This window comes from Rhizobacter sp. J219 (genome assembly GCF_024700055.1).
Classification (GTDB): Bacteria; Pseudomonadota; Gammaproteobacteria; order Burkholderiales; family Burkholderiaceae_C; genus Rhizobacter.
This window is the reverse complement of record NZ_JAJOND010000001.1, coordinates 840,631-864,246: the sequence shown is the minus strand read 5'-3', so window position 1 is coordinate 864,246 and position 23,616 is coordinate 840,631. Positions and strand designations below refer to the sequence as shown.

Sequence of the window (23,616 nt, the reverse complement as noted above, 5' to 3'; positions counted from 1 at the left end):
GAACCAGGATGCGACGGGAATACACTGCCCCGTCAACAACCTGCATGGAGGAGGAATGGACCTTTCAACGGCGACGTTCTGGTGGGTGTTGGCCGGTGTGGCCGTGGCCGCCGAGCTGACCACCGGCACCTTCTATCTGTTGATGATTGCCCTGGGTCTGGCCGCCGGCGCGGTGTCGGCGCACCTCGGCTTGTCGCTCAGCCTGCAGATCGCGCTGGCGGCCATGGTCGGCGGCGGCGCCACCGCGCTGTGGCACTGGCGGCGCATGAAGCAGCCCACCTCTGCCCCGGCGCGGGAGAACCGCGACGTCAACCTCGACATCGGCGAGCGCGTGCAGGTCGACACCTGGGGCCCCGACCGCACCGCCCGCGTCAACTACCGCGGCACGATGTGGACCGCCCGCCTCGTGCCCGACAGCCCTGCCCTCGCCGGCCCCCACCTGGTCAAAGCCGTCGAAGGCAACTGGCTGGTGCTCGCCCCAGCTTCATCCTCCTGATGGCTCTCCACTGAAAGCGCACCCATGGAAATCGCACTCATCATCGCGGTCATCGCGGTCATCTTCGTCGCCCGCACCTTCAAGATCGTGCCGCAGCAGCACGCCTGGGTGGTCGAGCGCCTGGGCAAGTACGACCGCACGCTCACGCCGGGCCTGAAGTTCGTCGTGCCCTTCATCGAGCGGGTGGCCTACAAGCACTCGCTGAAGGAGGTTCCGCTCGACGTGCCCAGCCAGGTCTGCATCACACGCGACAACACGCAGCTGCAGGTCGACGGGATCATCTACTTCCAGGTCACCGACCCCATGCGCGCGAGCTATGGGTCGAGCAACTACATCATGGCGATCACGCAGCTTGCGCAGACGCTTCTGCGCTCGGTGATCGGCAAGATGGAGCTCGACAAGACCTTCGAGGAGCGCGACGCCATCAACTCCTCGGTCGTCAACGCGCTCGACGAAGCCGCCGCCAACTGGGGCGTGAAGGTGCTGCGCTACGAGATCAAGGACCTGACGCCGCCGGCGGAGATCCTGCGCGCGATGCAGGCGCAGATCACCGCCGAACGCGAGAAGCGCGCACTCATCGCCGCCTCGGAAGGCCGCAAGCAGGAGCAGATCAACATCGCGACCGGCGAGCGCGAAGCCTTCATCGCCCGATCCGAGGGCCAGCGCCAGGCCGACATCAACCAGGCCCAGGGCGAGGCCTCTGCGATCGTGGCCGTGGCCGACGCGACGGCCGAGGCCATCCGCAAGGTGGCCCAGGCCATTCAATCGCCCGGTGGCGAGCAGGCGGTGCAGCTCAAGGTGGCTGAGAAAGCGGTCGAAGCGTTTGCCCAGCTCGCGCAGAAGAACAACACCATGATCGTGCCGGGCAACATGAGCGAGGTGGCCGCGCTCATCTCGACGTCGATGGCGCTCATCAAGCAGAAGACCCCCACTTGAGTCGGCTAGAATCCGCCGCTTCCGGAGAGGTGGATGAGCGGTTTAAGTCGCACGCCTGGAAAGCGTGTGAGGGTTAATAGCCCTCCGCGGGTTCGAATCCCGCCCTCTCCGCCAGACAAGCAAAGCCCGCATCAGCGGGCTTTTTCGTTTTCAGCAGCCGGCAGCTCGGTCGACATTCTTCGCTGCGGTGAAGCTGGTCATGGCTCGGCCGCAGGCCACTGTCTGCGCGGAATTGCCATCCTTTCCGGGCTCAGTTGGGCGCTTGGCGGCGGGGCCGCGTCCCTACACTGGCCGCCATCCTCGTCAACGGGCAGCCGACCGATGTCTGACTACGCGCAAACCTTTCTCGAGATCGTCAACCACACGATCCGCAAGCATCCCGAGCTGGCCGAGCACGTGGAGCGGGTCGCCGCCACGGCACAGGGCAAGGGCCCCGGCAACGCGCGCTTCGACGAAGTGGCCGCCTGGGAAAAGCGCCAGTTCAGCGCGCCCAGCCCACACTTCATCAAGCAGACGGTGCTGCTGCGCAACGGGTTGCCGGACTGCACCTGGGTCGAGACCGGCACGTACCTCGGCGACACCACGAACGTGCTATCGAAGGTCGCCAAGATGGTCTACAGCATCGAACCCGAACCGTCGCTCTTCGCAGCCGCCCGCAACAAGTTCGCGACGACGGCCAACGTCGAGATCATCAACGGCATCAGCGAAGCCGTCTTCCCCGGGCTGCTGCCCAAGCTCAGCGGCGACATCTGCTTCTGGCTGGATGGCCACTACTCCGCCGGCGTCACCTACCAGGGCCCGCAAGACACGCCCATCGCCGACGAACTGGCCATCGTGGCCCAGAACCTCGGCAACTTTGGCAAGACGGTGGTGATGGTCGACGACATCCGCTGCTTCGACCCCAGCATCCCCGAGTACGCGAACTACCCGACGCTCGACTTTCTGGTGGACTGGGCGCGTGCCAACCATTGCAAGTGGCACATCGAGCAGGACATCTTCATCGCGCGCAAGCCCTGAGCCAGCGCGGCATGAAAAAAGGCGCCTCGCGGCGCCTTTTTTCGTGTGGAGCTGAGAGGCCTCAGCGCACCACGGCGATCTGCTCGCGCTTTTCACCCTTGTAGGTGTAGAGCGTCAGCGCGCCATTCTTGACGTCGCCCTTCTCGTCGAACGAGATGGTGCCGGTCACGCCCTTGAAGTCGGCCGTCTTGGCCAGCTCGGGCAGGTACTTGGCGGGGTCGGCCGAATCGGCCTTGACCATCGCGGCCACCATCACGTTCACCGCGTCGTACACGTACGGGGCGTAGATCTGGACGTCGGTGTTGAACTTGGCCTTGAACTTGGTCTTGAACTCGTCGAGACCGGCCTTGGCTTCGCCTTCGACACCACCGGCCTCGGCGCACACCACCTGGCCATCGGCCATCGCGCCGCCGGCCAGCTTGGGCAGCTCACCGGTGCAGATTCCGTCGCCGCCCATGAACTTGGCCTTGATGCCCAGCTGCTTGGCCTGGCGGATCATCGGGCCGGCCACGGCGTCCATGCCGCCGTAGAACACGACGTCGGGCTTGACCGCCTTGACCTTGGTCAGGATGGCGGTGAAGTCGGTGGCCTTGTCGGTGGTGAACTCGTGCGCCGCGACCTTGCCGCCGGCAGCTGCCACGCCCTTCTCGAACTCTTCTGCCACACCCTGCCCGTAGGCGGTGCGGTCGTCGATCACGGCGATCGACTTGCCCTTGAGCTGGGTGACCGAGTACTTGCCGAGCGTGCCACCGAGGTGCACGTCGTCAGCCACGACGCGGAAGGTGGTCTTGAAGCCCTGGCGGGTGAACTTGGGGTTGGTCGCGGAGGGCGAGATCTGCGGGATGCCGGCGTCGCTGTAGATCTTGGAGGCCGGGATCGAGGTGCCCGAGTTCAGGTGGCCGACCACGCCGTTGACCTTGGAGTCGACCAGCTTCTGGGCGGCGGCGGTGCCTTGCTTGGGATCGCCTGCATCGTCTTCGGCGATCAGCTCGAACTTGACCTTCTTGCCGCCGATCGTCACGCCCTTGGCGTTGAGTTCGTCGATGGCCATGCGCGCGCCGTACTCGTTGTCCTTGCCGAGGTGGGCGATGGCGCCGCTGGTGGGCGCGACGTGGCCGATCTTGATCACCGACGAATCGGCTGCGACGGCGGCAGAGGCCGGCGCCGACGCCGACGCTGCAGGAGCCGCCGCTTCTTGCTTCTTGCCGCAAGCCGCCAACATCACCACGGCAATGGAGGCCACCGCGGAGAGCGCAAAGGTCGATCTCTTCATATATGTGTTTCCTTGAGGGTTGGGAAAGCTGATGAGCAAAGCTTGTGCCTATGCCTGCTGTCTCAGACAGGCCGCCATGATCTCGAATCCCGGCGAAAAAGCAATACGAGTGTTGCTCTAACGCTCAGCGCTTTTGCAGGCGGTCGAGTTCGAGCGACACCGCCCTGGCGACCATCTCGCGCAGGTTGGCAGCCAGCTGGGTGCGCATCTCGCGCACCAGGCTGTCGGTCATGCGGGCCAGCACCGGCGAGAGCGACTCGCGCAGGCGGTGCTCGAACATCAGGTCGAGCTGCTTGTCGAGGTCGGCCAGCACCCGCTGCACCACCCGCGCCTCGTCGACACCCGCGGCCACGACAGGCACCGGGGTGACGACCGGCGGCGGCGCTGCCGCATGCACCGGGGGCACCGCCGGCTGCGCGCCGCCCATCGGCGTGGGCGCCGTCTCGGCGAAGGCCCGGTCGACCGGCAGCGGTGGGAACTCGTCGACCTCGACCACCGGCGGCGCCTTGGGCAGTACGACCACCTCGGTGAGCACCGGGACGCGCTGCGGAGGCTGTTGCGGGACGGTCGGCTTCAAGGCTGTGGCTCCTGGGCCACATCGTGGCGCGTGATCGCATAGCCGCGATCGCTGTAGTGTTTCCAGCGGGCGCGGCCAGCCTGGCGGTCCTCGCCGTCTTGCGACACCAGCTCGATCACCCGGGCAAAGCTCTCGAAGCCATCGACCAGCTCGTCGCCCATGTTGAGCAGCACGTCGTGGTGCGGCACCTCGCGCACCTGCTCGCTCAGCCAGACCGGCGTGTCGCGCAGCCTCGGCGCGGGCGCCTGGCCCGGGCGGGCGTGCACGTGCGGCACGAAGTCGAGCGGCTCGAAAACCCACAGCTGACGGTCGAGCCGCGAGAGGATGTCTCCTGGTGCACAGACCACCACTTTGGCCCCACGACGCACCGCTTTGCGCAGCAGGCGGCACGCATAGCCCATGCGGTCAGGCACGTTGAAATGGAAGCTGACCTCGGTCACGGCACGGCAAGGGAATGGGTGTCGTCAGCGTGCCTGGGCCAGCACGAAGTGCGTCAGCAGCGGCACCGGCCGGCCGGTCGCCCCCTTGGACGCGCCCGACTTCCAGGCGGTACCGGCGATGTCGAGGTGGGCCCAGCGGTACTTGTCGGTGAACTTCTTTAGGAACATTGCCGCCGTCACCGCACCGGCGGCACGCGGGCCGACGTTGCCCATGTCGGCGAAATTGCTCTTCAGGCCTTCGGCGTACTCCTCATCGAGCGGCATGCGCCAGGCCGGGTCGAGCGACGCGCGGCTGGCGGCCAGCAGGTCGTCGGCCAGCGCGTCGTCGGGCGAGAAGAGCCCGGTGTTGTGGTGGCCGAGCGCGATCACGCAGGCGCCGGTGAGCGTGGCCACGTCGACCACGGCAGCGGGCTTGAACCGCTCGGCGTAGGTCAGCGCATCGCAAAGGATGAGGCGGCCTTCGGCGTCGGTGTTGAGGATCTCGATGGTCTGGCCCGACATGCTCGTGACCACGTCGCCCGGCTTGACGGCGCGGCCATCGGGCATGTTCTCGCAGGTGGGCACGATCACGACGAGGTTGAGCCGGGGCTTGAGTTCGGCCACGGCGCGCAGCGTGCCGAGCACGCTGGCGGCACCGCACATGTCGAACTTCATCTCGTCCATCTCGGCGGCGGGCTTGATGGAGATGCCGCCGGTGTCGAAGGTGATGCCCTTGCCGACCAGCACGATCGGCGCCTGTGTCTTGGCCGCGCCGTTGTAGCGCGCGACGATGAAACGCGGCGGCTCGTGCGAGCCCTGCGAAACGGCAAGGAAGGAGCCCATGCCGAGCTTTTCGAGGTCCTTGCGGTCGAAGACCTCGACCTTGAGTTCGTGCTCGCGGCCGAGCTTCTTGGCCTGGTCGGCCAGGTAGGTCGGCGTGCAGTGGTTGGCCGGGCGGTTGCCGAGGTTGCGCGCGAACGTCACGCCGGCGGCGATGGCCTGGCCGCGCTGCAGGCCGGCCTGCACGGCCTTGGCCTGCGCCTTGGTGCACACGAGCGTGAGCTTGTCGAGCGGCGACGCGGCCGGTGCGCTGGGCTTGGTGTCCCGGTATTGGTAGAGGGCGTCGGCCGCGGCGGTGGCGGCGGCTTCGGCGTGTGCGTCGTCCAGCTCCGCCCCCCACCAGCGCGACGGCCACATGGTGCGCGCCAAGGCCCTTGATCTGGCCCACGCCTGCGGCTACCGCCGACTTGAACTCCTTCACGCCACCCTTGCCTGCGGCCACCGCGAGCACACGCGCAGCCTTCACACCGGCGGGCCGGTGCAGGTAGAGCTTGGTGCCGGACTTGAGCTTCCAGTCGTGGTGTGCGAGCGCATCGTTCAGCGGCGATGCGAGCTTGGCATCGAGCGTCGCATCGACCGCCTCGCCCACGACCACCAGCAGCAAAGCATCAGCAGCGATGGTGGACAAGGCCGCAGGCGCGGCGATCTGATGTCGAAAGTCCATAATGCGGCGGCCCCTGAAAAGATCCAACGATGTTATTCGATTCCTCTCTGCGGCGAGACCTCTCGCGCTCGTTCGGCGCGACGCTCGTGGTGATCCTCACCATCGTGGTCACGATGATGCTGATCCGCACGCTCGGGCAGGCCGCGGTGGGCCGCATCTCGCCGCAAGACGTGGTGCTGCTGCTCGGCTATTTCGCGCTCGCGCACCTGCCGACGATGCTCGCCTTGTCGCTTTTCATCTCGGTCGTGGCGACGCTCGGGCGCATGTACCGAGACAGCGAAATGGCGATCTGGTTCGCCAGCGGCGTGGGCCTGTCGCGCTTCGTGCGGCCGGTGCTGCGCGTGAGCTGGCCGGTCTTGCTGGTGGTGGCGCTGCTGGTGCTCTTCGTGTGGCCCTGGGTCAACCAGCAGAGCAACGACATGCGTGAGCGGTTCGAGCAGCGCTCCGACCTCTCTCGCGTGGCACCAGGCCAGTTCCAGACCTCGCGCGATGGGCAGCGTGTGTTCTTCATCGAGCGCTCCACCGACAACGGCCGCGATGCGCGCAACGTCTTCATCCTCGCGCGCAGCGGCGACAGCGAGTCGGTCACCTCGGCGCGCAGCGGCCGCATCGAAAACACACCCGAGGCGAACTTCCTGGTGCTCGACCAGGGCCAGCGCAGCGAGCAGAACCTGAAGACCAACGAGAAGACGGCCGCGCGCTTCGAGACCTACCGCGTGCAGGCCGGCGAAAAGGCGCTGAGCAGCGTGGAGAAGCTTCCACCCAAGGCGCAACGCAGTGTCGACCTCGTGCGCGACGCCGATGCCGCCGGCCGCGGCGAGCTGGCCTGGCGGCTCGGCCTGGCGCTCGGCGCAGGCAACCTGCTGCTGCTGGGCATCGGCCTGTCGGCCACCTCGCCCCGCCGCGCGAGCAACTGGAACCTGCTCTTCGCGCTGCTGGCCTTCGTCGTCTATTACAACCTCATCAACCTGACCAAGGCCTGGGTGTCCAGCGGCAAGCTGGAGATGGGTGCGGCATTGGCGTTGATCCACGGCGGCGCCTTCCTGGCAGCGCTTGCGCTGATCTGGTGGCGCGACCATGGCACGCACCTGCAACTGCGGCCCGCACGGAAGACGGTCACCGCATGAGACCGCCGATGTCAACTGCCGCTCGCGGGCCGAGCTTCCTGGCCGCTCCCAAGCCGGCCCGCCATCCCTCTGGGGGATCGGCCGACGTACCCGTCGGACGAGGGGCTGTCATGAGAACCGTCCGCCGCCTGCTGTACCGCGACATCGCCTCGTCGGTGTTCTTCGTCGCGCTGGCATTCCTGTCGCTCTTCTTCTTCATCGACTTCGTCGACGAGCTGGCCGACGTGGGCAAGGGCTACACCGCGTTCCACGCCGCCCTGCACTCGGTGCTGGAGCTGCCGGGCCACTTGTACGAGCTGGTGCCGATCGCGGTGCTGATCGGCACCATCTATGCGCTGTCGCGCATGGCGCAGTCGTCGGAGTTCACCATCCTGCGCACCGGCGGCCTGGCGCCGGGCCGTGCGCTGTCGTTGCTCGCCGGGCTGGGCGCGGGCTTCGCGGTGTTGACCTTCGTCGTGGGTGACTATCTGGCGCCGCTCAGCGAACGCGCCGCCACCATGGTGCAGACCCGCGCCAAAGGTGGCTTCAGCGTTGGCGGCTCCGGCGCGTGGCTGAAAGACAAGAGCATGACGCCGCAGGGCGAGCGCTCCTACTCGATCAACGTCGGCCTCGCCACATCAGGCGGCGAGCTGGCCAACATCCGCATCTTCGAGTTCGACGCCAACGGCCGCCTGCTGCGGCGCATGGCCGCCGCCAGCGGCAAGGTCAACCAGAACGGCGTCTGGTCGCTGGCCGATGTGACCCTCACCGACTGGAGCGCCGTCGGTTCGCCGGGCTTCGACCTCACGGTGAACGAAGAGAAGCGCCCGACCTACGAATGGGCCAGCACCCTGCCGGCCAGCGTTGTGGCCGCGGCCGTGCTGCCCGAAAAATCGATGTCGACGCTGGAGCTCTTCCGCTACATCGGTCACCTGGCCGACAACGAACAGGCGGCGCAACGCTACGAGATCCGCTTCTGGAAGCGCGCGCTGTACCCGCTCGCCTGCCTGGTGATGGTGGGCCTCGCCCTGCCCTTTGCCTACCTGCACGGGCGCGCCGGCGGCGTGAGCCTCAAGGTCTTCGGCGGGATCATGCTCGGCATCAGCTTCGTGCTGCTCAACAACGTGGCCCAGCACCTCGGGCTGCTGCGGGGCTGGACGCCGTGGATCGTGGCCGCCACCCCGAGCCTCCTCTACCTGCTCTTGTCGATGGCCGCTTTCAGCTGGCTCGTCCGCTACCGATGAACTCACCCGGCCTGCTGCTCTTCGCGCATGGCGCACGCGACCCGAACTGGGCCCTGCCCTTCGAGGCGGTCGCCGGCATCGTGCGCGCGCGGCGTCCCGACATGCCAGTGGCGCTGGCGTTTCTGGAGTTCATGAGCCCGGCGTTGCGCGAAGCCGGCGCGCAGCTCGCCGCTCAAGGCTGCACCCAGGTGGCCGTGGTGCCCCTCTTCCTCGGCGCCGGCGGACACGTCCGCAAAGACCTCCCCGCCCTGCTCGCCGACCTGGCGGCGGCACACCCGCAGGTGACGTGGTCCTTGCAGCCGGCCATCGGCGAGATCGACAGCGTGGTCCAGGCCATGGCCGACGCAGCCCTCCGACTCGCCTCCTAATACCTGGAGTGGAATAATCCTGGCAGCCCACATACTGCTCTGGATATATGAACCTGCACCAGTTCCGCTTTGTCCAAGAAGCTGTCCGGCGTGATCTCAACCTGACCGAGACCGCCAAGGCCCTGTTCACCTCGCAGCCCGGCATCTCCAAGGCCATTCTCGAACTCGAGGGCGAGCTGGGCGTCGACATCTTCGCGCGCCACGGCAAGCGTCTGCGCCGCGTCACCGAGCCGGGCCAGCATGTGCTGGCCAGCATCGAGATCATCATGCGCGAGGTCAACAACCTGAAGCGCATCGGCGAAGAGTTCTCCAAGCAGGACAGCGGCACGCTCTCCATCGCCACCACCCACAGCCAGGCGCGCTACTTCCTGCCCGAGCCACTGGCGCAGCTGCGCAAGCGCTTTCCCAAGGTCAACATCAGCTTGCACCAAGGCTCGCCGGCGCAGGTGGCGCAGATGCTGCAGTCCGAAGTGGCCGACATCGGCATCGCCACCGAATCCATCGGCGATGTGGACGAGCTCGTCTCGCTGCCCTGCTACGAATGGCAGCATGCCGTCGTGATGCCGGCGACCCACCCGCTCGCCCAGGCCGAGCGCGTGAACCTCGAAGACCTGGCACGCGAGCCCATCGTCACCTACCACCCGTCGTTCAGCGGGCGTACGCGTGTCGACCAGGCGTTCGCAGCGCGCCACCTCAAGCCCAACATCGTGCTGGAGGCAATCGACGCCGACGTCATCAAGACCTACGTGCGCCTGGGGCTGGGCATCGGCATCGTGGCCGAGATCGCGGTCCGCGACGACCCTCCCGGTGGCGACCTCGTGTCGCGCAAGGTGGGCCACCTCTTCGGGCGCAGCATCACCCGTGTCGCCTTCAAGCGCGGCGCCTACCTGCGCAACTTCGTCTTCGCCTTCGCCGAGATGCTGTCGGAGCGGCTCAACCGCGCGCTCATCAGCAAAGCCATGTCGTCCCGCGAGGGCGGCACCGACACCCACGACTACCAGCTCTGACGACGACCATGAGCCGCACCCGATTCGCGCCGCCCCCGATCACGAGCCGCCTGCCGCAGGTCGGCACGACCATCTTCACCGTGATGTCGGCTCTCGCGCAGACACACAACGCCGTCAACCTCGGCCAGGGCTTCCCCGATTTCGATTGCGACCCGCGCCTGCTCGACGCGGTGAACGCCGCGATGCGACGCGGCCTCAACCAGTACCCCCCGATGGCCGGCGTGCTGCCGCTGCGCGAAGCCGTGGCGCAGAAGATCACGCGCCTTTACGGGCACGCCTACGACCCGGTCAACGAGATCACCATCACCGCGGGTGCGACCCAGGCCATCCTCACCGCGATCCTCGCGGTGGTTCACCCGGGCGACGAGGTGATCGTGCTCGACCCGTGCTACGACAGCTACGAGCCTAACATCGAACTCGCCGGCGGCCGAGCGGTGCATGTACCGCTCACGCCGCGCAGCTTCCGGCCCGACTTCGATCGCATTGCGGCCGCCATCACACCCCGCACGCGCGCCATCCTCGTCAACACGCCGCACAACCCGAGCGCCACCGTCTGGTCGGCCGAGGACATGGAGCGCCTCGCCGAACTGCTGCGTCCGACGAACATCCTCGTGATCGCCGACGAGGTGTATGAGCACATGGTGTTCGACGGCGCGCAGCACGAAAGCGTCTCGCGCAGCCCCGAGCTGGCCGCGCGCAGCTTCGTGGTGTCGAGCTTCGGCAAGACCTATCACGTGACCGGCTGGAAGGTGGGCTACGTGGCCGCCCCCGCGCCGCTGATGACGGAGTTCCGCAAGGTGCACCAGTTCAACGTCTTCACCGTCAATACGCCGGTGCAGCACGGCCTCGCCGACTACATGGCCGACTCCGCACCCTATGAGCAGCTCGCCGCCTTCTATCAGCGCAAGCGCGATCTCTTTCGCGAGGGGCTGGCCACGACCAGGCTCAAGCTGCTGCCCACCACCGGCAGCTATTTCCAGAGCGTGGACTACTCCGAGGTGAGCGATCTGAGCGAAGAAGACTTCTGCCGCTGGCTCACGACCGAGGTGGGCGTGGCGGCGATCCCGCTGTCGGCCTTCTACCCCGGGGGCTTCGAGCAGAAGCTGGCCCGCTTCTGCTTCGCCAAGAAAGACGAGACCTTGATGCTCGCGCTGGAGCGGCTCAAGAACCGTTTTTCTTCTTGAGCCCGTCTTTAACCTCGAGACTCGTTCAGCCGCAACGGTGGCTGATCGGTCGAGACATCGAGGTCGAGCGAGAAGCTGGCCGCAGGCGCCAAGGGCTCGGGCGAGGCCGGCACGCTGGTCATCGTCGAGGCGGGTTCGTCGCCGATCGGCAGCAGCAGGTCCACTCCTTCGACGTCGCCGGCGCGCTCGGCGAGGTCGCGGGCAGTGCTGTAGAGAAACAGCAGCTCGCGGTAGGCCGGCACGTCGAACGTCGGGCCCGCGTCGCGGCGGAAGAGCGCCGTGTCGAGCAGCTCCATTGCCTGCGAGGGCCGGTTCCAGACATCCTGCAGGCTCTGCATCACCTCGGGGTAGCCTTCGAGGCTGAGGCCGGCTTCGGGATCGACGTCCCACTCGGGCGCATAGGCATTGAAGCGGCGGTTGAATCGCTCGCGGATGCGGTCGTAGGGCTCGCGCTCGCCGCTGCGGCGGTAGATCTCGAGCAGCTTCAAATAGGGCAACGGGCTCACGCCGCCGGTGCTGCGCACATGCCCCATCAGCAGGTCGATCGCGGCCTCGTCCTGGCCCAGCACGACGAAGAATTCGGCCTGTTGCTCGAGGTCGATCAGCTCTTCGGCCGACATCGGCCGGCGCGGCTCGACCACCGCCTCGGGCTCCGCTGCGCGCACCGGTCCCAGGGCGGCAGGTGCAGGCGGGGCGACGGCAGCCGAGGGCGCGGGCGCCGGCAATGGCGACGGCGACGAGACCGCCCCCGAAGGCCCGGCCGCCTGCGGGTCATCGAGCATGCCGCCGAGGGGCGCAGGCGCTGCGCCGGTGCCCGCCGGTTGTTCGGCCCACCATGCGGCTGCCGCGCGGTCACGGCGGCGCAGCCACCCCATTGCCACCAGCGCCGCCGTCAACAGCAGACACAGAAACACGAGCAGATAGACCAAGGGGTTGGCATAGCGGCTGGCTTCGGCTGCGCGCACGCGCGCCTGCATCTGCTCAAGCGACTTCTGCGTGGCCTCGCTGTCAGTCCGCAGTTTCAGCAGCGCCGCCTCCATCGCCTTCAGGCGCTCCTGTTCTTCGCGCCGCTGTGCTGTCTCAGGGTCGACGTAGCGTGCTGCGGCACCAGAGGCTCCCGTTTCGGGCGGCATGCTCAGCCGCGTTTCCATCTGCAGCTGCGGCAGGATCAGGGCGTCAGCCTCGACAGGGTCCAGGCGCAGCACCGGCCCACGAGCCCTGGCGGCCGGCGCCTGGGCTCGCGGCCGGTTGCCGGCGCGCGCCGGCGCCGAGTCGGCCGCGGCCAGGCCACGATCGGATGACGTTGGCGGCTGCGATTCGCCGCGCGGCCTGCGCACCCGCGCAGTCGTGTCAGCAGGGGTGGACGCCTGCGCGGCGGGCGGCACGGCCGAGAGCACCTGCGAGACCGCGGTCTCGGCGCGGTCGGCCTGCCAGCCGTCCTGAGACGCTGCACCCACAGCGGCCGACCCGGGCGGATCGGCCAGCAGGGTGAACTCGCGCGACAGGCTCGACGGGCAACCGAGTTGTAGACGGACTGCGACCACCGGCTCATCGACCACCACGGTGGTCGTCACGCGGACGCGTCGCTCGCCGCTCGCCGCAGCCGTTTCCATGCGCACACGCACCACGTTGTCGGGCAGCACGCGGTCGCCGAAGTTCACTTCGGCCTTGACGCATCGGGATTCGATGGTTTCGCCTGCATCGAGGCGCACCACCACCGTGAAGTTGAGCGGCTGGCCGAGCACGGCCGACGGGCCCACTCTGCCCAACCCCAGCGCCGTCGCGGCATCCGTGCCCAGCCCGAGGGCCAGCATCAGTGCGAGCGAGGTGAAAAATCTCTCCATTCGAGATGCGGTGGGGGGTAGCGGGTCACTCTAGCATGAAGGGCCTGTTCGCCGAGGCGCTGCAAGGCTTGCGCAGCGGCATTCCATGCTGCATGACACAATGCTGCGTCCGTCTTGTGCGGACCCAACTTACCCGCCACATGCCCTCAGAACTGCACGCCGAACGCCGTGATGCGGCCCTGGTCCTGACGATCAGCGACGCGGCCACGCGCAACGCGCTGTCAGAGCAGGTTTTCGCAGCCGGCATCGAGGCGCTCGATGTGGCCGAGGGCGATGACACCGTGCGCTGCATCGTGCTGCGCGGCGAAGGAACTGTCTTCAGCGCGGGCGGTGACCTCCATCGCCTCAAGGCCAACCGCCAGGCCGATCGCTCCGTGCAAGACAACATGCTGCAGCGTTTCCACGATTTCATCGAGGCCTTGCGTGTGTTTCCAAAGCCGGTGATCGCCGCCGTCGAAGGCGCAGCTGCCGGCGGCGGCTTCTCGCTCGCGCTGGCCTGCGACCTGATCGTGGCCGCCGACGATGCGAAGTTCATCCTCTCGTACGGACGCATTGGCTTGTCGCCCGATGGCGGCGCCACCTGGCAGCTGATGCAGCGCCTGCCGCGCAACCTCGTGCTGCAGATGCTGTGGCTCTTCGAGCCCGTGAGCGCCGCGCAGCTGCATGCCCATGGCATCGTCAACTGGGTGGTGCCCAAGGGCCAGGCCAGCACGCAGGCATTTGCCATCGCCGAGCGGCTCGCGTCATGCGCACCCAATGCGATCGCCAGCGCCAAGGAACTCGTCAACCAATGGCCCGAGCGCAGCCTTGCGCAGCAGCTCGACGCCGAACGCGATCACTTCCTCGAGAACTTCTTTCACGCGAACAGCGGCGAAGGCGTGCAGTCATTTCTGGACAAGCGGCCCGCAGCATTCGAGTAGACACACAGCGCAGACACCGCATCAACAGCTGTCGCGACAGAGACAACCATGAACAGCCCCGTTCTTACAATCGAAGAGCAGTCCAACATCGAGTCCGGCGCGTGGTTCTCCAAACTCTCACAGCCTCTGCGCGAAGCCATCTTGTCGAGAGCCCACGTGCGGCGTCTGGCCGATGGCGCGATGCTGTCGTCGCGCGGCGCGCAAGCCGAGACCTGGTCGGGTGTGGCCAAGGGCGCGGTGCGGGTGAGTTCGGTGTCGCTCTCCGGCAAGGAGATCACGCTCACCTACGTGGAGCCCGGCGTGTGGTTCGGCGACATCTCACTGTTCGACAACTTCCCGCGCACGCACGACTCCTATGCGCACGGCGAGACCACGCTGCTCGTGGTGCGCAAGCCCGACTTCCAAGAGCTGCTCGCGCAGTTCCCAGAGCTGTACGAAGCGCTGCTGCGCCTGAACTGCCGGCGCCTGCGCTTGATGTTCGACATGATCGAAGACCTCAACACGCGCCCGCTGTCGGCGCGCCTGGCCAAGCAGATCCTGCTCCTGGCGCGCGGCTATGGCGTGAAGCAGGGCGACGAGATCCGCATCGGCCTGCAGCTCGCGCAGGAAGACCTGGCCCAGCTGCTCGGTGCCTCGCGCCAGCGTGTAAACCAGGAGCTGAAGGGCTTCGAACGCGCCGGTGCGGTGCGCATCGAGCCCACACGTCTCGTCGTGCTGTCGCGCGAGAAGCTGATCTCACTTTCCGAACGCTGACGGCACCCTGGTGCCGGTGACCCATGAGCCCCGACACCAGTTCCCATGCCATCGACACGCAGGCGCTAGAACGCTACCTGCAGGTCCACCTGCCCGGCTACCGCGGCCCGCTTCAGATCGAGAAGTTCAAGGGCGGCCAGTCCAACCCCACCTACAAACTCGTCACGCCGGAGTGCGCCTATGTGATGCGCTCCAAGCCCGGACCTGTGGCCAAGCTGCTGCCGTCGGCGCATGCGATCGAGCGCGAGTACCGGGTGATGTCGGCTCTGCAGGGCACCGCGGTACCGGTGCCGCGCATGCACCTGCTGTGCGAAGACGAATCGGTGATCGGCCGGGCCTTCTTCATCATGGAGTTCATGCAGGGCCGTGTGCTGTGGGACCAGTCCCTGCCCGGCATGTCGCGCGAAGAAAGGGCGGCGCTGTACGACGAGATGAACCGCGTGATCGCAGCCATGCACCAGGTCGACGTGAAGGCCGTGGGCCTGGCCGACTACGGCAAACCCGGCAGCTACTTCGAGCGCCAGATCGCGCGCTGGAGCAAGCAGTACGTTGCCTCCATCACGCAACCCATCGAGGCGATGGATCGGCTGATGGAGTGGTTGCCGGCGCACATGCCCGCCAGCGCACGCGATGAGTCGCAGGTGTCGATCGTGCATGGCGACTACCGGCTCGACAACCTGATGTTCCACCCCACCGAGCCGCGCGCAATCGCGGTACTCGACTGGGAGCTGTCGACGCTCGGCCACCCGCTGGCCGACTTCAGCTACCACTGCATGTCGTGGCACATCCCGCAGGCCACCTTCCGCGGCATCGGCGGCCTCGACCTCGCGTCGCTGGGCATTCCCAGCGAAGCCGACTACCTGCGCCGCTACTGCGAACGCACCGGCCGCCGTGACGTGGCCCGCGTCGAAGCGGACTGGAATTTCTACCTCGCCTACAACCTCTTCCGCGCCGCCGGCATCTCGCAGGGCATCGCCAAGCGCGTCGAGAACGGCACCGCCTCCAGCGCCGAGGCACGGCAGGTCGCCGCGAGCGCCCGCCCCCTGGCCGAGATGGCCTGGGGCTTCGCCCAGCAGGCCTGAACCCCCTCTCACCCCGAGTCACCCAAGGAGACAGACATGGACTTCGCCTATTCACCCCGCACCCAGGAGCTGCAAGCCAAGCTGCTGCGCTTCATGGACGACTACATCTATCCCGCCGAGTCGCGCTACGAAGCCGAGATCAAGGAGAACACCAAGGCCGGCAAGCGCTGGACGCCGCTTCAACTGATCGAAGAGCTGAAGCTCAAGGCCCGCGCACAGGGCCTGTGGAACCTTTTCCTGCCGCCGAGCGCCGACGGCTCGGTGCGCGAAGCCGAATACGGCCCCGGCCTGTCGAACCAGGAATACGCGCCGCTGGCCGAGATCATGGGCCGCGTGATGTGGTCGAGCGAGGTCTTCAACTGCTCGGCGCCCGACACCGGCAACATGGAAACCATCATTCGCTACGGCACGGCCGAGCACAAGAAGCGCTGGGCCGAGCCGCTGCTCGACGGCAAGATCCGCAGCGCCTTCGCGATGACCGAGCCGGCGGTGGCCTCGTCCGACGCGACCAACATCGAAGCCCGCATCGAACGCCAGGGCGACGACTACGTGATCAACGGGCGCAAGTGGTGGATCTCGGGCGCCGGCGATCCGCGCTGCGCCATCTACATCTTCATGGGCAAGACCGACCCGACCGCACCGCGCCACAGCCAGCAGTCGATGATCCTCGTGCCGGCCGACACCAAAGGCATCACCGTGATCCGCCCCCTGCCCGTCTTCGGCTACGACGACGCGCCGCATGGCCACTGCGAGATCCTGTTCGAGAACGTGCGCGTGCCGGCGAGCAACATCCTGCTCGGCGAAGGCCGCGGCTTCGAGATCGCGCAAGGCCGCCTCGGCCCGGGCCGCATCCACCACTGCATGCGCCTGATCGGCCTGGCCGAGCGCGCACTCGAACTCATGTGCAAGCGCGCGAGTTCACGCGTGGCCTTCGGCCGCACCGTCGCCGAACAAGGGGTGACGCGTGAGCGCATCGCCGAGGCTCGCTGCATGATCGAGCAGGCCCGACTGCTCACGCTCAAGTCAGCGTGGATGATGGACGTGGCCGGCAACAAGACCGCCAAGGCCGAGATCGCGATGATCAAGGTGGTGGCGCCTTCGATGGCCTGCCAGGTGATCGACTGGGCGATGCAGGTTCACGGCGGCGGCGGCATGTCGGACGACTTCCCGCTCGCATACTTCTACGCGATGGCGCGCACGCTGCGCTACGCCGACGGCCCGGACGAAGTGCACCGCAACGCCATCGCCAAGATGGAACTCGGCCGCTACGCAGCCTGAGCGGTGGCCGAAGGGGCCTCAGCGCCCCTTCGGCGGGTCTTCCGGCCCGAGCTGTGTCTGCCAGGCCGTCGAGCCGGTGGTGTGCCAGTCGGGTGAACCTTCGGCGCCCACACCGGCCACGCGCAAGGCCTGCAACACGGCCACTTCAAACAGGCCGACGGCCTGCGTCATGAGGGCCACCTCCGGCTCGGGCAACTGCATGCGCAGATAGGCCCGGCCGCGCAGCAGCATCAGCACGAAGGGTGGTTCTGACTTCAAAAAGCCGGCCAGCGATTCTTCGAGCTGTTTGGCCAGCGCGCCTTCGACCCACGAGGCCGCTTCCGCCTGCGCGCTGCTGACAAGACCGAAGCGCGAGCGCACCTCTCTCGCAGCCTTGTAAGGCACCTTCGGAAACATCGCGAGCCAGCGCATCTCTTCCGGCGTGTTGCCGTCGATCACGGTCTGCGTGCTTTCGGTGAAACGCTCGAAAGCCTGGCGCTCGAGGTTCTCTAGCAGCGCCTGCGAGATCAGCAGCACCTGCAAGTTGTGCGACAGGCCCAGTTCCATGCGCAGGCGCAGCTCATGGCCGTCGATGTATTGGCGTTGCGGCGGTCCCCACTCCAGGCGCCACGGCTTGCTTTCCATGCCACCGGAGATGACGAAGCCTTCACCTTCTGCTTCGCGCTTGTACTTGAGCTTGTTGTGCTTGGCCCATTCCACCACCTCCCGCCATTCCGGCCCGGGGGCGGGGCGAGAGATGAGTTTCTTGAAGGCATCCAGCATGGTGACAGGCCATCCACTAGAGTGCGCACACCGGCGTGTGCCGCGTTGAAGGAGACTATAGCGATGATCGACGTGTATTCGTGGGCTACCCCCAACGGCCACAAGGTCCACATCATGCTCGAAGAGTGCGGCCTGCCCTATCGCGCCCACCCTGTGAACATCGGCGCGGGCGACCAGTTCAAACCCGAGTTCCTCGCCATCAGCCCGAACAACAAGATCCCCGCCATCATCGACTCGGACGGGCCCGATGGCCAGCCGATGTCGCTGTTCGAGTCGGGTGCCATCCTGCTGTACTTGGCCGGCAAGACGGGGCGCTTCATGCCCGACACCGTGCGCGGAAGGTACGAAATGCTGGAATGGCTGATGTTCCAGATGGGCGGCGTCGGGCCGATGCTGGGCCAGGCGCATCACTTCCGCATCTACGCGCCCGAGAAACTGCCCTACGCCATCGACCGCTACACCAATGAGGCCAAACGCCTCTATGGCGTGATGGACAAGCGCCTGGCCAAGAGCAAGTACATCGCCGGTCCCGAGTACACGATCGCCGACATCGCCATCTTCCCCTGGCTGCGCTCCTGGAAGAACCAGGGCATCGACTGGGCCGACTACCCGCACCTGAAAGGCTGGTTCGACGAGATCGCCGCGCGGCCGGCCGTCCAGCGCGGCGTGGAGGTGCTGGCGAATCTGCGCAAGCCGCTGGTCGATTCGCAGGCCCGCGAGGTGCTCTTCGGCGCCCAGCAGTACCAGCGTCGCTGACCGGCTGGAGCGCCCCCCAGACCCGGGGTCGCCAAATCGGCGGAAACGCGTACCGTCCGCGTCAAAATACACACTTTCGCCCGTCTGGGCGATGGTTTTGCGCGCCCGATGAACTTGTCCGAGCCCCTTCAGCCCTCAGGCCCGATGCCCGCCATCGCCGGCCAGACGCTCCCGCCGGGCGAGAGGCTGCTCGACTTCGAGATCGTGCAGGTGATCGGCCTCACCAGCTTCGGCGTGCTGTATCTCGGGCGCAACCTGCAAGACAGCAGCACGGTCGCGATCAAGGAATACATGCCCTCGCCGCTTGCCATGCGCATGCCGGGCGGCCAGGTCGAGGTCACCGACCCGTCGCACACCGAGGCCTACCAGCGCGGCCTGCAGGCGTTTCTGACCGAGGCGCTGACGCTGTCGCAGTTCGAGCACCCCAACCTGCTGCGCGTGAGTGCGGTCTGGGAGGACAACGGCACCGCCTACCGCTCGATGCCCTACCACACAGGGACGACGCTCCTCGCCTGGCGCGCCAGCACCACCGAGCCCGCCTCTCAGTCGCAGTTGCAGACCCTGCTCGATGGCCTGCTCGATGCGCTGTTCATGCTCTACCAGGCGGGCCTCGCCCATGGGCAGGTCGAGCCGCTCAACATCTACCTCGGCGAAGACGGCCAGCCCGTCCTGATGGACTTCGATGCCGTGCACCTGGCCGTGCAGAGCGATCTGCACAGGCCGCACGTCGACGCCTACGCGGACCCCGCGCGCATGAAGGCGCTGATGACGGCCGACCTGCACGCGGTGGCGGCGGTGCTGCACTTCGCCGTCAGCGGCGACTGGGTGCCGATGCGTCAAGGCCAGCTGCCGCGCTACCCGGCGCTGGCCGACGTGCTGCTGCGCTTCAAGGACAGCGCCTCGGCACTGGAGTACCAGCCCGAATTCCTCGCCGCAGTCGACACCGCCCTGGCCCTGCCGCCCGGCGAGCGACCAGGCACAGTCACCGAGTTCCGCGCGTTGTTCGCAGCAGATTCATCACCCGTGCCGCTGCTGGCGCAAGACGGCAAGCTCGCGACAAAACGCCCACGTCGCCCGAAGCGCGAGCCGATTCCCACGGCCCCGCCGGCATACCCCCTGAATTCAAGCGAAAGCGTGCTCGCGCTGCTGGCCAACTTCGAGCGCGGCCCCGCCACGGCGGCCGAAGACGTGGAGCCTTTCCAGGTCCCCGAAGTCCCGACCCTCACCGAAGAAGCCGAACCGGCACTGCCCCCGCTGCGCATCGTCAACCCGTTCGACGATTTCGAAGGCCGTGACTCGTTGCCCCTGCTCTCGGTCGACGAACCCACCGACTACGAACCGCTGCCCTACACACCGATGCCCACCATTCGCCGCCGCAACCCATGGCGCCAACGCCTGATGGTGATTGGCGGCACGGCGGCGGTGCTGATCGCGGCGGTCGGCGCGCTCGCGTGGCTGTTGTTTGGGTGAGTGTGGCGGCCTGAACGCCCGGCGGGCGTTTGAACGCAGCGCGGGCCGATGGTGCGAACCAAGCGGGACGCCGTGCCGCATGGTCAGCGCACGAAACTCACGTCATCGACGAACTCGTTGAATTCGATGCCGCTGTCCGCCCGGTTCAGCACCAACGCCCCCCCGCGCCGGAAGTTCTTGAACGTCACGCCCTGGTACCGGTGCTGCGCGCTGCCGCGGATGTAGCCCTCCTGGGGCAAGGCCTGGTCGAGCGTGAAGTTCTCCAGCAGGATGTTGCGCATCGCTGCGTTGGAATACTCGTCCTGCCAGCGCACAAGATGCTGCGCGTTGTAGGCGGAGTTGTTGGTGTTGCCTGGGCGGCGTCGTTCTTCAAAGCGCCAGTTGCGCAGGGTGATGTTGCTGATCGACTTGCCACGGGTGTTGGCGGCAACGTGGAGCATGTAAGGAGAGCCTTCCTTGCCGATGATGTCGTAGTCCTGCACCGACAGGTTGGCAATGTCCGGCAGATTGGCCAGGGCGGGATAGAACAGCAGTGCACGGCCCCACACGCTCCCCCACCACACCACGTTGGAGACCTGGGTGGACGTGCCTCCCTTGGTGACCAGGGCGTCGTCGTTGTTGAAGATGAAGGCGTCACGGACGATGTTGCCCTGGCCGGTGATCCAGATGCCATCGGTGTTGCCGGCCCAGCCGATCAAGTTGAGGTTGAGGTACCGGTTGTCCCTGGTGCTGGTGCCACTGGCGCTGTAGTCCTCGATCGCCACCTGCCAGGCGTTGCTGTTGACCACCGTGAGACCTTCGATTTCGAGGTCGGAGGTGTGTTGGCTCCAGAAGGTCGCGTTGTCGCGCAGGTAGGCGTAGTCGGTCGAGGTATGACTCCATTCGCCGCGCGAGAGGATGCCACGGCCTCTGATCTTCACGTTGGCGCTGCCGGGTTCGATGACAAAGCGGCCTTCCACGATGGCCCCTTCGTCCACGTACACCCGGTCGCCCGAGTTCAGCGTCAAGGTGCCATTGGGGCCTGACAGGCGGTGCACACCCGGTGCGAAGTAGTGCCGGGCCGTGGTGTCCTTGACGTCTGGCGCATCCGTCAGGACGAACAAGGGATTGAGCCGGTCATTGATTTCGACCGAAACCTTCAAGGGGCGGTCCAGTGTGAAGCTCAAGCTGCGCCGATCCGCCGCGATCACGGGCACGATGCCGTGGCGCAGGGGTCGCACCACCGCCGACGCGATGTCGGGTTGCGAAGGCGTGAGGTTGACCTGCACCCTGACGGCCGTGTCCTCGAACGAGAAGCGGGTGAACGACGCGGTGCGGATGTCGCTCTTGCCGCCGCCGTACTGGTTGGCAGCGCGCAACACGTCCGTGCGCCGAGCCGGGTCGCTGTTGAAGAAGTCGTACAGGACCCAGTCGTTTCGCGTTTCAAACACGGTGCTGGTCTGTTGAGCAGTGTCCGAGACCCTGGACACCCGAACGCCATACCTTTCCGACACGAACAGACGCTCGACTTCGCCAATACGCGAGAGGCTCGGGTATGTCGGAACGCGCAGGGTGCCATCCACCACGCGGGGCGGCACAACCGGTGCTGGCGTAACCGGCGTCTGCGGTGCTGCAGTCGAGTCGCTTCCCCCACATGCACTGACCAGAGCCAACAGCACCCCGGCTGCCAGAATGGCCCAGAGCCTGCTGGCGCCAAGCATCGTTGTAGATCGATTCATGAAGACTCCTTAAGTAGCGAAAGCGACGTCGGTTTGTGCACCACAAGGCCAACGCCACCTTGCGTGATCCGGGTTGCCACTATACGTTTTATAATATCTTTAAACCACAATATGTGGCTCGTGGCCGAGGAGAAGCACTCCGCGGCATTCGATGACGCGCGGTGATCGCGAACGACCACCCATCCGGAGCCGAGACATGAATCGATGGCCAGTCGCCTTCCTGAATCGCAGCGCAGCCTGGCGCTTCTCTCGGCACTTCATCGGCTTGGCGATGCTTGCCACCGCCCATGCGGCGACCGCAGCGGATGGCACGGCCGGGTACGACATCTTTCTCCTTGCCGGTCAGTCCAACATGGCCGGCCGCGGTGCCGTGACCGCCCCCATTGATGTGGACGGCCGTGTCGACCCAGCCATCAAGATGTGGTCGCACGATGACAGAACGATCATCGAAGCAAAGGACCCCCTGCTCCACCCTGAGTTCGGCCAAAAGCCCACAGGCGTGGGTCCCGGCATGAGCTTCGCCAAGGCCTACCTCGCGTGGCGGCGCGCATCAGGCTTCCCGAACCGCAAGGTGCTGTTGGTCGGGGCGGCGTGGGGCGGGACAAGTTTCGTGCAGCCAGGCGGCTCGGGCACGGGGCGTTGGATTGCCACGCAAGACCCCCGCCTCGGCGGCGACCTCTATCGCGGCGCTGTCGCTCGGGCCACCGCAGCCATCGCCGAGGCCAGGCGCATCGATGCGACCAGCCAGTTCAGCGGCATCTTGTGGCACCAGGGAGAAAGCGATGTGGTTCGTGGCGGCGCTGTCGCATACGCCCAGCATCACCAAGACCTGATGCGCGCGCTCAGATCGAATATTCCAGGTGCTGCCACCGTGCCCATCGTCGTCGGCGAGATGACGCCATGCTTTCTGTGGGAACCCTGCCGCGACAGCTCCATCACCGTTGTGAGCCAGGAGGCACGCACCCCCGTGCTGACCTACCTGCAGACGATTGCATCGACGCTTCCGCGTTCGGCCTGGGTCAGCAGTGCAGGCCTCGGGGACAACGGGGTCGGTGACCGCGTGCATTTCGACACCGCCTCGCAACGCGAAATGGGGCGCCGATATTTCTCGAAGTTCTGGGAAGCCGAACAAGGTTTGCCGTCTCCCACGGTCGACCTCAAGGTCTATGGGGGCCATTTTTTCAACGTGGGCGACTCGATCGATCTCGACAGCAACCATCCAGACCGCCGTCGCAACGGCAACCTCCGCGTGCAGGGCACCGTGACACCGCGTCTTGACGGGCAGCGCGGCAACGTTGCCCGGGTGGTGCGCAGCGAAGGCCAACTCTCCACCTTGGCAGACGGCAGCGTCTTCAACAGCAGCTACACCAAGATGGCGTGGGTGAAGCTGTCTTCGAACAGCTTCCGCAACCACCTCATTTCGGCCAACAACCCCGCGCAGTCTCACTACCTGTACTCGACCGGGCCCACGAAGCGCTTGACTGCCGGCCACTCTACCGCTGCAGGAACCGTCCAGGCGCATGCCCAGGCACCGCAGGCGTTGCCCATCGGCCTGTGGACCCATGTCGCTTACGCCTTCGACGCCACACGCGCGTCGGGACGCCTGTACCTCAACGGCGTCGAGGTGGCGTCGGGTTCTTCCATTCCCGCGGCAACCCAGGCATACGGCCTTGTCAGCCTCGACTTCAGCGGCTACGGCAGCAATGCGGGGTTCGGTGTCGACGGCGACTTCGTATCGGCCAAGGTCTACCGACAGGCGCTCGCCGATCAGCAGATCGTCGCCATCTACAACTTCGAACGATCAGGGCAGCGAGGCTACGGCATTCCTTGAGTCGAGCCGCGGCAAGGCGCTCCAGCGCAATCTTCGGAACTGGGGCGCCATGGTCCGAGCCATCGCCAGGT

At 66.6% G+C, this 23,616-nt stretch carries 21 protein-coding genes, 1 tRNA gene and 1 pseudogene; 16 read left to right on the top strand and 7 right to left on the bottom strand.

All coding sequences use genetic code 11. From position 1 onward, the window contains the following. The first annotated feature begins 55 nt into the window (after positions 1–55). The 4 genes from LRS03_RS03935 to LRS03_RS03920 all read left to right on the top strand — a co-directional run bounded on the left by LRS03_RS03935 (position 56) and on the right by LRS03_RS03920 (position 2,449). The gene (locus LRS03_RS03935; RefSeq protein ID WP_257823961.1) at positions 56–496 is read left to right on the top strand and encodes an NfeD family protein; all 441 of its coding nucleotides are present in this window, start codon (positions 56–58) and stop codon (positions 494–496) included. A gap of 24 nt (positions 497–520) precedes the next feature. After that, entirely contained in the window at positions 521–1,432 is a 912-nt protein-coding gene (locus LRS03_RS03930; RefSeq protein ID WP_257823960.1) for an SPFH domain-containing protein, read from the top strand. 23 nt (positions 1,433–1,455) lie between these two features. After that, a tRNA-Ser gene (locus LRS03_RS03925) sits at positions 1,456–1,546 on the top strand. Positions 1,547–1,753: 207 nt separating this feature from the next. After that, positions 1,754–2,449 (top strand): class I SAM-dependent methyltransferase, encoded by a 696-nt coding sequence (locus tag LRS03_RS03920; protein WP_257823959.1) that lies wholly within the window; start codon positions 1,754–1,756, stop codon positions 2,447–2,449. A gap of 61 nt (positions 2,450–2,510) precedes the next feature. Here the strand turns inward: LRS03_RS03920 and LRS03_RS03915 are convergent, their stop codons facing one another. From LRS03_RS03915 to LRS03_RS03900, 4 genes and pseudogenes are all read right to left on the bottom strand, one after another. Beyond that, on the bottom strand, positions 2,511–3,722 hold the full coding sequence (locus LRS03_RS03915; RefSeq protein ID WP_257823958.1) for a branched-chain amino acid ABC transporter substrate-binding protein: 1,212 nt from the start codon (positions 3,720–3,722) through the stop codon (positions 2,511–2,513). 124 nt (positions 3,723–3,846) lie between these two features. Further along, entirely contained in the window at positions 3,847–4,299 is a 453-nt protein-coding gene (locus LRS03_RS03910) for a hypothetical protein (protein WP_257823957.1), read from the bottom strand. After that, positions 4,296–4,739, bottom strand: a complete 444-nt coding sequence (locus tag LRS03_RS03905) for a DNA polymerase III subunit chi (RefSeq protein ID WP_257823956.1) — start codon at positions 4,737–4,739, stop codon at positions 4,296–4,298. The genes LRS03_RS03910 and LRS03_RS03905 overlap by 4 nt, the downstream gene beginning before the upstream one ends. Before the next feature lie 24 nt (positions 4,740–4,763). Further along, positions 4,764–6,222, bottom strand: a pseudogene (locus tag LRS03_RS03900) (leucyl aminopeptidase). A 29-nt stretch (positions 6,223–6,251) separates the two neighbouring features. Here LRS03_RS03900 and lptF point away from each other — a divergent pair. The 5 genes from lptF to LRS03_RS03875 all read left to right on the top strand — a co-directional run bounded on the left by lptF (position 6,252) and on the right by LRS03_RS03875 (position 11,131). Next, complete coding sequence (gene lptF, locus LRS03_RS03895) at positions 6,252–7,349, top strand: LPS export ABC transporter permease LptF (protein WP_257823955.1); 1,098 nt, start codon at positions 6,252–6,254, stop codon at positions 7,347–7,349. A gap of 110 nt (positions 7,350–7,459) precedes the next feature. Next, entirely contained in the window at positions 7,460–8,572 is a 1,113-nt protein-coding gene (gene lptG, locus LRS03_RS03890) for an LPS export ABC transporter permease LptG (protein WP_257823954.1), read from the top strand. Next, the gene (locus LRS03_RS03885) at positions 8,569–8,940 is read left to right on the top strand and encodes a sirohydrochlorin chelatase (protein ID WP_257823953.1); all 372 of its coding nucleotides are present in this window, start codon (positions 8,569–8,571) and stop codon (positions 8,938–8,940) included. The genes lptG and LRS03_RS03885 overlap by 4 nt, the downstream gene beginning before the upstream one ends. Before the next feature lie 47 nt (positions 8,941–8,987). Further along, complete coding sequence (locus LRS03_RS03880) at positions 8,988–9,947, top strand: CysB family HTH-type transcriptional regulator (protein ID WP_257823952.1); 960 nt, start codon at positions 8,988–8,990, stop codon at positions 9,945–9,947. 8 nt (positions 9,948–9,955) lie between these two features. Beyond that, positions 9,956–11,131, top strand: coding sequence for a pyridoxal phosphate-dependent aminotransferase (locus LRS03_RS03875; RefSeq protein ID WP_257823951.1), 1,176 nt, complete (start codon positions 9,956–9,958; stop codon positions 11,129–11,131). Positions 11,132–11,139: 8 nt separating this feature from the next. On the opposite strand, the gene LRS03_RS03870 is transcribed toward LRS03_RS03875, so the two are convergent. After that, positions 11,140–12,975 (bottom strand): type IV pilus assembly protein FimV, encoded by a 1,836-nt coding sequence (locus tag LRS03_RS03870; RefSeq protein ID WP_257823950.1) that lies wholly within the window; start codon positions 12,973–12,975, stop codon positions 11,140–11,142. A 140-nt stretch (positions 12,976–13,115) separates the two neighbouring features. Here LRS03_RS03870 and LRS03_RS03865 point away from each other — a divergent pair, with 140 nt between their 5' ends. From LRS03_RS03865 to LRS03_RS03850, 4 genes are read left to right on the top strand one after another with little or no spacing between them, the layout of a single operon-like run. Next, on the top strand, positions 13,116–13,895 hold the full coding sequence (locus LRS03_RS03865; protein WP_257823949.1) for an oxepin-CoA hydrolase, alternative type: 780 nt from the start codon (positions 13,116–13,118) through the stop codon (positions 13,893–13,895). Positions 13,896–13,943: 48 nt separating this feature from the next. After that, positions 13,944–14,648, top strand: a complete 705-nt coding sequence (locus LRS03_RS03860) for a Crp/Fnr family transcriptional regulator (RefSeq protein WP_257823948.1) — start codon at positions 13,944–13,946, stop codon at positions 14,646–14,648. A 23-nt stretch (positions 14,649–14,671) separates the two neighbouring features. Then, on the top strand, positions 14,672–15,730 hold the full coding sequence (locus LRS03_RS03855) for a phosphotransferase (RefSeq protein WP_257823947.1): 1,059 nt from the start codon (positions 14,672–14,674) through the stop codon (positions 15,728–15,730). A gap of 36 nt (positions 15,731–15,766) precedes the next feature. After that, on the top strand, positions 15,767–17,008 hold the full coding sequence (locus LRS03_RS03850; RefSeq protein WP_257823946.1) for an acyl-CoA dehydrogenase family protein: 1,242 nt from the start codon (positions 15,767–15,769) through the stop codon (positions 17,006–17,008). An 18-nt stretch (positions 17,009–17,026) separates the two neighbouring features. On the opposite strand, the gene LRS03_RS03845 is transcribed toward LRS03_RS03850, so the two are convergent. Beyond that, on the bottom strand, positions 17,027–17,770 hold the full coding sequence (locus LRS03_RS03845) for a hypothetical protein (RefSeq protein WP_257823945.1): 744 nt from the start codon (positions 17,768–17,770) through the stop codon (positions 17,027–17,029). 63 nt (positions 17,771–17,833) lie between these two features. Between LRS03_RS03845 and LRS03_RS03840 the strand changes: the two genes are divergently transcribed. Continuing rightward, positions 17,834–18,526, top strand: coding sequence for a glutathione binding-like protein (locus LRS03_RS03840; protein WP_257823944.1), 693 nt, complete (start codon positions 17,834–17,836; stop codon positions 18,524–18,526). Positions 18,527–18,670: 144 nt separating this feature from the next. Next, positions 18,671–19,996, top strand: a complete 1,326-nt coding sequence (locus tag LRS03_RS03835; RefSeq protein ID WP_257823943.1) for a serine/threonine protein kinase — start codon at positions 18,671–18,673, stop codon at positions 19,994–19,996. An 83-nt stretch (positions 19,997–20,079) separates the two neighbouring features. Here LRS03_RS03835 and LRS03_RS03830 read toward each other — a convergent pair whose 3' ends face one another. Then, a complete protein-coding gene (locus LRS03_RS03830) occupies positions 20,080–21,714 on the bottom strand; it encodes a hypothetical protein (protein ID WP_257823942.1) in 1,635 nt (544 codons plus the stop codon). Positions 21,715–21,910: 196 nt separating this feature from the next. On the opposite strand from LRS03_RS03830, the gene LRS03_RS03825 reads away from it, so the two are divergent. Then, positions 21,911–23,545 carry a sialate O-acetylesterase gene (locus LRS03_RS03825; protein ID WP_257823941.1) on the top strand — a complete coding sequence of 545 codons (1,635 nt, stop codon included), beginning with the start codon at positions 21,911–21,913 and terminating at the stop codon, positions 23,543–23,545. Positions 23,546–23,616 lie beyond the last annotated feature (71 nt).